Origin of the sequence: Haloplanus sp. C73 (genome assembly GCF_051195115.1) — an archaeon.
Taxonomy (GTDB): domain Archaea; phylum Halobacteriota; class Halobacteria; order Halobacteriales; family Haloferacaceae; genus Haloplanus.
This window is the reverse complement of sequence record NZ_JBNTJZ010000009.1, coordinates 17,380-26,885: the sequence shown is the minus strand read 5'-3', so window position 1 is coordinate 26,885 and position 9,506 is coordinate 17,380. Positions and strand designations below refer to the sequence as shown.

Sequence of the window (9,506 nt, the reverse complement as noted above, 5' to 3'; positions counted from 1 at the left end):
GCCGAATGCCCACGCCCCACACGCCCACCGGGCAGGCGAAACGATTTTGATGCGCGCTCGCGCAGGGTCATTATGCCGACGGAACCCGACACAGGGTACGACCCGGAACTGGGTCGGAAGTTCATTTTCGTGACCGGCGGGGTGATGTCCGGGCTCGGCAAGGGGATTACGGCCGCGAGCACCGGCCGCCTCCTGTCGAATGCGGGCTTCGACGTGACCGCCGTCAAGATAGACCCCTACCTCAACGTGGACGCGGGGACGATGAACCCCTATCAGCACGGCGAGGTGTACGTCCTGAAAGACGGGGGCGAGGTCGACCTCGACCTCGGCAACTACGAGCGTTTCCTCGGGACGGACATGACCTCCGACCACAACGTCACCACGGGGAAGACGTACAAACACGTCATCGAGAAGGAGCGGGCGGGCGACTATCTGGGCAACACCGTCCAGATTATCCCCCACATCACCGACGACATCAAGCGTCGCATCCGCGAGGCCGCGGAGGGGACCGACGTCTGCATCGTCGAGGTCGGTGGCACCGTGGGCGACATCGAGGGGATGCCCTATCTCGAAGCCCTCCGTCAGTTCTCCCACGAGGAAGACGAGGAGGACGTCCTCTTCACTCACGTCACGCTCGTCCCCTACTCGAAAAACGGGGAACAGAAGACCAAACCGACCCAGCATAGCGTGAAGGAACTGCGCTCTATCGGGCTCCAGCCCGACGTGTTGGTCGGGCGCTCCGAGGACCGACTCGACCCGAAGACGCGGGAGAAAATCGCGCTGTTCTGTGACGTGCCGACCGACGCCGTCTTCTCGAATCCCGACGTCGAGGACATCTACCACGTCCCGCTGATGGTCGAGGAGGAGGGTCTCGACGAGTACGTGATGGAGCGACTCGACATCGCGGACGAGGCGCTGCCGGAGGACGAACGCGACAGCCGCTGGCGCGAACTCGTCACCCGCGAGCGGACCGGCGAAATCGACGTGGCGCTCGTCGGCAAGTACGCCCTCGAAGACGCCTATATGTCGATTCACGAGGCGCTGAAACACGCCGGCATCCACGAACAGGTCGAGGTGAACGTCCTCTGGGTGGACGCCGACGAGATGCGTGACCACCACACCGAGCGGCTTCGCGACGCCGACGCGATTGTCGTCCCCGGCGGCTTCGGCTCCCGTGGCTCCGAGGGGAAAATCGAGGCCGTCCGCTACGCCCGCGAGAACGACGTTCCCTTCCTCGGCCTCTGTCTCGGCTTCCAGATGGCCGTCATCGAGTACGCCCGGAACGTCCTCGGTCTGGAGGGCGCTCACTCCGCCGAAATCGACGAGGATACGCCCTACCCCGTCATCGACCTCCTCCCCGAGCAGTACGACCTCGAAGACCTCGGCGGGACGATGCGCCTCGGCGCACACACGACGGACATCCAGCCCGACACGCTGGCACACGCGGTTTACGAGGCCGACTCCTGTACCGAGCGCCACCGCCACCGCTACGAGGTCAACCCCGAGTACATCGACGACCTCGAAGCCGGTGAACTCACGTTCTCCGGGCGCGCAGGGAACCGTATGGAGATTGTCGAACTCGACGACCACCCCTATTTCCTCGGGACGCAGTTCCACCCCGAGTTCCGGTCCCGACCCGACCGCGCGAGTCCGCCCTTCGTCGGACTCGTCGAAGCGACACTCGACCAGATAACTGACGACGAACGGGAGGTGCAAGCCTGATGGTCGACGTCGATAGCTTCATCGACGAGGCCACCGCGGAAATCGCCGAGGAAGTCGGCGACGCCAACGCCATCATCGCGCTGTCGGGCGGCGTCGACTCCTCGGTCGCCGCCGCACTCGCCTACCGCGCCATCGGCGACCAACTCACGCCCGTCTACGTCGACACCGGGCTGATGCGGAAAGGCGAGACCGAGCAGATTCGCGACACCTTCGCGTTCATGGACAGCCTGCGCGTCGTCGACGCCCAAGAGCGCTTCCTCGACGCCCTCGAAGGCGTGACCGACCCCGAGGAGAAACGTCACGTCATCGGCGAGGGCTTCATCCGCGAGTTCGAACGCGCCGCTCGCGACACCGACGCCGACTACCTCGTGCAGGGGACCATCTACCCCGACCGCATCGAGAGCGAGGGCAACATCAAATCCCACCACAACGTCGGCGGCCTGCCCGAGGTCATCGACTTCGACGGCATCGTCGAACCCGTCCGCGACCTCTACAAGGACGAGGTGCGCGAGGTGGCGCGGGCGCTCGACCTCGAAGAAGTCGTCTCCGAGCGGATGCCGTTCCCCGGCCCCGGCCTCGCCGTCCGCATCATCGGTGAAGTGACCGCCGAGAAGTTGGAAGTCGCTCGCGAGTCGTGTCACGTCGTCGAGGAGGAGGTGGCCGAACACGACCCGTGGCAGGCCTTCGCCGCCGTCATCGGCAAGGCGACGGGCGTCAAAGGCGACAACCGCGTCCACGGCTGGGTCGTCTCCGTCCGCTCGGTCGAGAGCCGCGACGGCATGACCGCGCGCGCACAGGACCTCCCGTGGGAGACGCTCCAGCGCATCCAGAGCCGCATCACGGGCGAGAACGACAACGTCGCCCGCGTCGTCTACGACGTCACACACAAACCACCCGCGACCATCGAGTACGAGTAGTGACCCGAGCCATCATCGCCGGCCCCGACCACGCCAACCTCGCCGCCGCCCTCGAAACCGAGGGCATCGACGTCGCGCGCGTCGAGGGTATCCTCACCGCGGCCACGCTGTCCGAGGCCGGCATCGACGACGCCGACCTGTTCGTCCTCACCGACCTCGACGAGGCGACGTCCATCCCCGTGGTCAAAGAGCGCAACCCCGACGTTCGGGTCGTCGTCTACAGTCACGACTCGCTGCCCAACTTCGCCCGCGGCCAGACCGACCTCGCGATGGACCCCGACCTGTTCGGCGTCGACATGGTCGCCGAAGAACTGGCCTGAGTAGCGTTTTCCGAGCCGTATCTGTTAAGGCGTCGGCAGTCGATTTCCCTCCATGACACTCGACCGACTGGAGACGCTCGACCCCGACCCCGAGGAGGTCCTCACCGCCGAACTGGTCGTCAGCGACGACGTGTTGGTGAAGGCGTTCGCGCTCGGTCCCGGCGCCGAACTCCACCCCCACGAACACGGCGACTCGACGAACGTCTTTCACGTTCTGGACGGGGAAGTCACGGTGATTCAGGGCGACGACGAGGAAGCCATCGAGGCGCCGGGCGTCGTCCACCACGACCGCGGCGTGGCCCACGGCGCGCGAAACGACACCGACGAGGTGGTCGTCTTCACCGCGAGCCTCTGTCCGATGCCCTGAATGACCCGCGTCACGGCCTTCGCGCGCCTCCACTTCGGCTTCTGTAACCTGAGCCTCGCTCACGAGCGGCTCTACGGGAGCCTCGGCGTCGGCCTCGACCGCCCGACCGTCAGCGTCGCCGCGACGCCGGCCGACGAGGTGACCTGCGACCACCCGGCCGTTCGGGAGTTCGCCGAGCGAGCCGTCGACTTGCTCGACGTGGCCGGCGCCGACCTGACCGTCGAGGGTGAGTTCCCCCGGCACGTCGGCCTCGGAAGCGGGACGCAGTTCGCCCTCGCGACCCTCGAAGCGGTGGCGCGGGCCCACGACCGCACGGTCGACGTCCGGGCGCTCGCTCCCGAACTGGGTCGCGGGGGCCGTTCCGGCGTCGGCGTCGCTACCTTCGAGAACGGCGGGTTCGTCCTCGACGCCGGCCACCCGACCGCCCGGTTCACGACGGACCGCCCCGACGTGGGCGCGTGGTCGGTCCCACCCGTCGCTGCCCGTCACTCGATTCCCGACGACTGGCGCTTTCTCATCGTCGTCCCCGACTCGCCGGTGGGGCCGAGCGGCGACGCCGAGGACCGGAGTATGCGGACCGTCGTCGAATCCGCGCAGCCGTCGCCGAGCGACCGCCTCGCCGGCGTCGTCGCCCGACGCGTCCTCCCCGCCATCACCGAGGGGTCGGCCGAGCGGTTCGGCCCCGCGGTGGCAGAGGTCGGCCGCCTGAACGGGACGTGGTACGCGGACGAACAGGGAGGGGTGTATCGCCCGCCGGCGGGCGAACTCGTCGCGGCGCTCGACGACGCGCCCGCCGTCTACGGTGCGGGGCAGTCCTCGTGGGGGCCGGTCGTCTACGGCGTCACCGACGCCGACCACGCGGCGGACGCACGCGAGGCGGGTCACGCTGCCCTCGATGCTGCGGGCGTCGACGGCCGGGTGCTGGTCGCCGAGGGGCGCAACCGCGGCGCGCGAATCGACGCCGAGCGCCGCAACCAATAACTCACGGACGCACCTACCTCGCCCATGGACCGGATTCCCTTCGGCATCGCTCGCCTCGACTCCATCATCGGCGGTGGCGCTCCGCCGGGGAGCGTCGTGCTGTTGAGCGGCGAGGCGGGGGCGGGCGCTCGGGAGTTCGTCCACACCAGCGCCGCGATGAACGGTCTCTACTACGGCGATTCGGAGATGTTCGACCTCCACTACGGCGACTTGGAGGCGTCCGCGTCGCCGCCGGACGAGATACATTACATCTCGTTCACCGCCGACAGCGACGACCTCGAACGCGAGATGTCCTACACGATGAACGAGGAGTTGATTCGGTCGGCGTCGGACCACGTCCACTTTCGCGACCTCTCACCCGAATACTTCCAACTGAGCCCGATTCCGCGGGAGTGGTACGCGGGCAAGACGCGGACGGTGAACGACCTCGCGACGGAGGAGCGTAGCGATACGGCGCCCGAGGCCCTCGCCGACTATCTGAGTGCGAACGCGGCGGGCAACCTCGTCGTCATCGACTCCGTCACCGACCTCGTCGCCGCCGTCAGCGACGACATGGAGTGGAGCGATATCGCCTTGCTGATGAAGGGAATTCAGAAGGCGGCGTACGACTGGGGCGGCCTCATCCTCCTCCTCGTGCAAGAGGAGACGCTGGCGTCGACGGAACTCGGGCACCTGATGGACGCCGCCTCGGGCACCCTGCAGTTCGGGTGGGAAACCGGTGGCTCGAAGCGCGCGCGGACGATGTTCGTCAAGGAATTTCGCGGCGTCCTCTCCCGCATCGAGGCGGAGAACATCATCCGCTTCGAGACGGAAGTTCACGACGGCGGGTTCGACGTGAGCGGCGTCCGGAAGATTCGGTGAGAGGAAGATATTGGTATAACCGGTAGAGTTTGGGTCACCTCGAAAGCCCCGACTCGCTGGAGTCGGGGGACTCGCTGCGCGCGCTCGCTTCGCTCGCGTGCTTGCGTCGTCCACCTTCCTCCAGCGAGTCGCCCCTTTCAGTCCCACCCACATCGGCTGACTGACCGGCCGCCACAGGGTGGGACTGAAAGGGGCCGGCGTCTCGGCGTACCCAGACGACGCAAGCACCGCAACGTAGTGAGGAGCGCAGCGAGTCTCGGGAGCCGAGACGCCGGGGGCTTTCGAGGTGTCTTCAGTGCGAACGCGCTACGCTGAACGGTATCGTGAGCGGCCGGCCAATACTTATGCCGTGGGGACCCAAGCCACTACTGAATGGCACGGGAACAGTCCGAGGCACTCCCGCCCGAACTGCGGGAGTGGGTCGAACAGCGGGCGGCGGAGCGCGACACCGACCCAGCGACCGTTCTCGCCCGCGCGGTGTCGATTTACCGCGCGCTCGACGCCGAAGCCGAGGACCACCACGAGACGCATCTCGACGCACTCGATTCGGAACTGGAGTCGCTCGACGAGCGCGTTTCGGCCGTCGAAACCGACGTCGACGACAAAATCGAGGACGTCCGCGAGCGCATCGTGCAGGTCAAACGCGAGACGGACGCGAAGGCGTCTCGCGACCACGACCACCCGGCGCTCGAAGACCGTATCGACACCGCCGCCCGCGCCGCCGCCGAAACCAAGGAGGCCATCGAGACGCTCTCGAAGCGTCTCGACAAGGGCTTCGAGAACTACGAGGAGATTCTGGAGTATCTGACCGACACGACCGACGACTTGGACGAGAAGGCAAACGCGCTCGCGAGCGCCATCGTCGACGTCCGGGCGGAACTCCAGCGCATCTCCGCCGCCGAACACGACCGGCAGGCGGTCGACGACCTGCAGACGGCGGCGAACCGCCACGGCGCGCGGACCGCCGCCTGCGGCGACTGTGGTGCGACCGTCGACCTCGGCCTCCTCTCGCGGCCGCGCTGTCCCCACTGCGAGGCGACGTTCGTCGACTTCGAGCCCGCCTCGGGCTTTTTCAGTAGCGCGACGCTGACCACCGGCGACCATCTCGCACTCGAAGGTGGCGACGTCGACGTTCCGGACCGCCCCGCGGACCTGTTCGACGCCGGAGGGCCGAGCGATGGCTGACGAGAGCGACGCAGACGCGGATAGCGCGCCGCTCGATGACCTCGCGAGCGAGGTGCGTGCCCGCCGCGAGCAACGGGAGGCGGCGGAGGGGGTCGACGCCGACGCGCCGCCGGACGACGACCTCTTCGAACCGGTCGACGTCGACCAGATAGACGAGGACGCCGTCTGGGAGGCCTTCGCGGAGGGCGAGATGGCTCCTGAGGCGGAGGTCGGTCTCGGCTCGACAGTCGAGGCGGCCGCCCCGGACGAACACGTCGTCTCCAAGCGCGAGTTCTGTCAGCGCTGCCCGCATTTCTCCGCCCCGCCCGATGTCGCCTGCACCCACGAGGGGACGACCATCGTCGAGGTGGTCGATATCGACGACTTCCGGGTCCGTAACTGTCCCATCGTCGAGGACGAGGACGCCGCCACGCCCGACTGACTCACGTCGGGGGACCTTTGTGGGTCGACCCGCTACCGCGAGGACATGCAGTTCTGTGACGACTGCGGGTCGATGATGGTCACCCGTGACGGCGAGATGGTCTGTACCGAGTGTGGCGCCACCACCGAGCGCGACGAGGAGCGCGCCGCCCAGTTCGTCTCCACCGAGGCCCAGAGCGACGACGAACTAATCGAAACCGAGGAGGGCGCGAACTTCGAGGGCAAACCCACCGCGACGGACGTGACCTGTGACGAGTGTGGCCACGGGAAGGCGTGGTACACCATCAAACAGACCGGCGCCGCCGACGAACCGCCGACGCGGTTTTTCAAATGTAAGGAGTGTGGCTATCGGTGGCGCGAATACAACTAGCTCTCCGACGAGTGGACCATCGAACCTGACACGTTACGACGGACTGGGGACGTTCCCCAGCGCCACGTAGTGGGCCTCCGCCCCCGAGAACGCGCCGGCCGGAGCGACCTTCAGCGCGTACGACTCCTCCGTCGCCACGTCGAAGGGAACTGCTCGCGTCTGTTCGAGTCCGGGCTGAAGTTGCTCGAAGAGGATACCTTCGGCATCGAATCTGGAGTCTTGGTTGATGTACGTACTCGCTTCCGAATCCGCGTCGAACTCCCGGCCCTGACTGTCGACCAGACGCAGATGGCGAGCGGTGATGTCGATAGACTCGGTGCCGGTGTTTTCCATCCGCAGGATGACGACCAGAAAGAGCCCGTCGGCTTCGACGTTGAACGACGATGTCCCGATGGCTCTGGCCAGCGACGCGTTCTCGACGACGTAGCGGATGGATTTCGCGCCGGACCCCACCTCGAACGACTCGCCGACTTCGTGCTGGGTATCGTCCTCGCTAGTTTCGGTTGCCGTCGCCGTCGGCTCCGTCTCGTCGCTCGCGCCACCGCCGTTATCGGGCGTCTCGCTCCCGGAACAACCGGCAACGGCCCCGACTCCGACAGTCGAGACGCCGGCGAGCAGGTCCCGTCGCCCGATTCGCGCTAAATCCGTCATGATTGTCACTCATCGGTTCGGTACATACGTCTTTCTCATGCGCTCTCCGTCCTGATACTCCCGGGGACGGCACGGGTGGAACGAGCCGACTTGCTTCGAGGAACGGCTCGATAGCGGCCGGTTCCTCCACGATAGACAAGGGTTATACTGCTATCACGGCTGAGAGTGGACAATGGCGGACATTCCGATTACTCGGCGGACGATACTTTCTGCGGCGGGGACTGCGGCTGTTGGTGGGCTGGCTGGCTGTTCGTCCGCCGATGATGCCGGTGGCTCCGGCGCCGCCGGCGGCGGTGCAACGTCGACACCGGAGCCGACCCGAGGCGAGATTATCGAGGAGTTCGACCAGCAGTTCACCGTCGGGACGTACGAACAGCCCGACGAACAGGGGTCGATAGCGGACTATCAGTATCGCGGCCGGGGCTCGTTCCCCGTCTACATGACTCACACGGCGCACGTGGAGTACGAAATCGACCTGACCGTGCAGGAGGGGTACGAGACGATTCCGCTGAACGTGTACTTCGTCGACGCGGACAACTACCTGAAACTCCAGCAAAACGAGTCGTTCGACGCCATCGACGAGGGCACCATCGAACCCGTCGAAGAAACCGATTCGGTCACGTTCACCACACCGCCCGGACTGTACTACATGGTGTTCGGAAGTGCCGAAGTCGGCCGCGAGTCGACGTTCAACATCGACTACACCTCCCGCCAGTATCTCAACGCCGGCGCGGCCTGTATCGAGTCGCCGATACACGTCGGGCATCTGAGTCTGGGAGCCGCTGGCTCGCTTTTCAACGTCGAGTCTTGGAACCTGCGCCATCACATCCAGTACGCCGGTGACGCGGATACGACGTACCAACTCGAACTGACGCTGGTGAGCGCCGACAGCGAGGAGACGATTACGCAGACACAGCGGCAGTTCGAGGGCTGTGAGACGAACTTCGTCTACGCCGACGAGGAGACACTCAACGTCGTCGCCGCCGACGAGCGAATCATGGCCAACATCGCAATACTCGACGAGAGCGGCGAGGAGACGCTCGCGGAACAGACACAGGAGATAGCGACCGTCCTCCGATAGCGTCGCCTCGACCGAGTCTCAGAACCGCCCGTCGAACCACTCGGCCACCGCCTCGCCCACCGCCGCTTCCCGTCCGGTGACGCCGTGGCCGGCCGAAAACGTCGTGGTGGTGCCGCCCTCCTCGGCCACCGCCGCGGCGACCCGGTCGGCGTCGACGACGTCGTCCCGAGTGCCGTACCCCACCCACAGCGGCGCGTCGATTTCCGAGACGGCCGCGACGACGTCGGTGCCGTCGTCGAGTCGGGCGACGGGAGCGAGCGCGGCCACGGCGTCCACGCCCTCTGCGGCCGCGAGGGCGACGCCGCCGCCGAAACTGTAGCCGAACAGGCCGACTCGGTCGTAGCGCTCGGCGGCCCAGTCACAGGCGGTGCGGGCGTCGGCGCGCTCGCCCCGGCCTTCCGTCCACGGACCGTAATCGAAGCGGAGGCAATCGGCGTCGAGGGCGTCGCTCACCGCCCGGAGGCGGGCATCGTGGCGGTCACCGCCCTGCCGGGGATGGGGCGGGCACGCGACGACGACGGCGCTCGCGTCCCCGTCACCGTCGAGGCTCGCGCGCACGTCTCGGCCGCCGGGAAGGGCGAGGCGCTCGGTGGGCACGCGCCGGCGTACGAGATGGGGGAATACGGACCTG

At 66.9% G+C, this 9,506-nt stretch carries 12 protein-coding genes; 10 read left to right on the top strand and 2 right to left on the bottom strand.

Features of this window, described 5'->3' with window-relative positions; genetic code table 11:
* Positions 1–72 precede the first annotated feature (72 nt).
* From pyrG to ACQUSQ_RS14200, 9 genes are all read left to right on the top strand, one after another.
* Positions 73–1,722, top strand: a complete 1,650-nt coding sequence (pyrG, locus tag ACQUSQ_RS14240; protein ID WP_435070103.1) for a glutamine hydrolyzing CTP synthase — start codon at positions 73–75, stop codon at positions 1,720–1,722.
* On the top strand, positions 1,722–2,639 hold the full coding sequence (guaA, locus tag ACQUSQ_RS14235; RefSeq protein ID WP_435070100.1) for a glutamine-hydrolyzing GMP synthase: 918 nt from the start codon (positions 1,722–1,724) through the stop codon (positions 2,637–2,639). The genes pyrG and guaA overlap by 1 nt, the downstream gene beginning before the upstream one ends.
* The gene (locus ACQUSQ_RS14230) at positions 2,639–2,959 is read left to right on the top strand and encodes a DUF7126 family protein (protein WP_435070098.1); all 321 of its coding nucleotides are present in this window, start codon (positions 2,639–2,641) and stop codon (positions 2,957–2,959) included. The genes guaA and ACQUSQ_RS14230 overlap by 1 nt, the downstream gene beginning before the upstream one ends.
* A 52-nt stretch (positions 2,960–3,011) precedes the next feature.
* Positions 3,012–3,326 carry a cupin domain-containing protein gene (locus tag ACQUSQ_RS14225; RefSeq protein ID WP_435070096.1) on the top strand — a complete coding sequence of 105 codons (315 nt, stop codon included), beginning with the start codon at positions 3,012–3,014 and terminating at the stop codon, positions 3,324–3,326.
* On the top strand, positions 3,327–4,307 hold the full coding sequence (locus ACQUSQ_RS14220) for a beta-ribofuranosylaminobenzene 5'-phosphate synthase family protein (RefSeq protein ID WP_435070095.1): 981 nt from the start codon (positions 3,327–3,329) through the stop codon (positions 4,305–4,307).
* A gap of 24 nt (positions 4,308–4,331) precedes the next feature.
* Complete coding sequence (locus ACQUSQ_RS14215) at positions 4,332–5,168, top strand: RAD55 family ATPase (protein WP_435070094.1); 837 nt, start codon at positions 4,332–4,334, stop codon at positions 5,166–5,168.
* Positions 5,169–5,540: 372 nt separating this feature from the next.
* A complete protein-coding gene (locus ACQUSQ_RS14210; RefSeq protein ID WP_435070093.1) occupies positions 5,541–6,353 on the top strand; it encodes a CopG family transcriptional regulator in 813 nt (270 codons plus the stop codon).
* Positions 6,346–6,774: a hypothetical protein gene (locus ACQUSQ_RS14205; RefSeq protein WP_435070091.1), complete on the top strand. Its 429-nt coding sequence runs from the start codon at positions 6,346–6,348 to the stop codon at positions 6,772–6,774. The genes ACQUSQ_RS14210 and ACQUSQ_RS14205 overlap by 8 nt, the downstream gene beginning before the upstream one ends.
* A gap of 45 nt (positions 6,775–6,819) precedes the next feature.
* Complete coding sequence (locus ACQUSQ_RS14200) at positions 6,820–7,143, top strand: transcription factor S (protein WP_435070089.1); 324 nt, start codon at positions 6,820–6,822, stop codon at positions 7,141–7,143.
* Positions 7,144–7,176: 33 nt separating this feature from the next.
* Here ACQUSQ_RS14200 and ACQUSQ_RS14195 read toward each other — a convergent pair whose 3' ends face one another.
* Positions 7,177–7,794, bottom strand: coding sequence for a DUF4352 domain-containing protein (locus ACQUSQ_RS14195; RefSeq protein ID WP_435070088.1), 618 nt, complete (start codon positions 7,792–7,794; stop codon positions 7,177–7,179).
* A gap of 172 nt (positions 7,795–7,966) precedes the next feature.
* Here ACQUSQ_RS14195 and ACQUSQ_RS14190 point away from each other — a divergent pair, with 172 nt between their 5' ends.
* A complete protein-coding gene (locus ACQUSQ_RS14190; RefSeq protein WP_435070087.1) occupies positions 7,967–8,875 on the top strand; it encodes a hypothetical protein in 909 nt (302 codons plus the stop codon).
* 18 nt (positions 8,876–8,893) lie between these two features.
* On the opposite strand, the gene ACQUSQ_RS14185 is transcribed toward ACQUSQ_RS14190, so the two are convergent.
* Complete coding sequence (locus tag ACQUSQ_RS14185; protein WP_435070085.1) at positions 8,894–9,472, bottom strand: dienelactone hydrolase family protein; 579 nt, start codon at positions 9,470–9,472, stop codon at positions 8,894–8,896.
* Positions 9,473–9,506 lie beyond the last annotated feature (34 nt).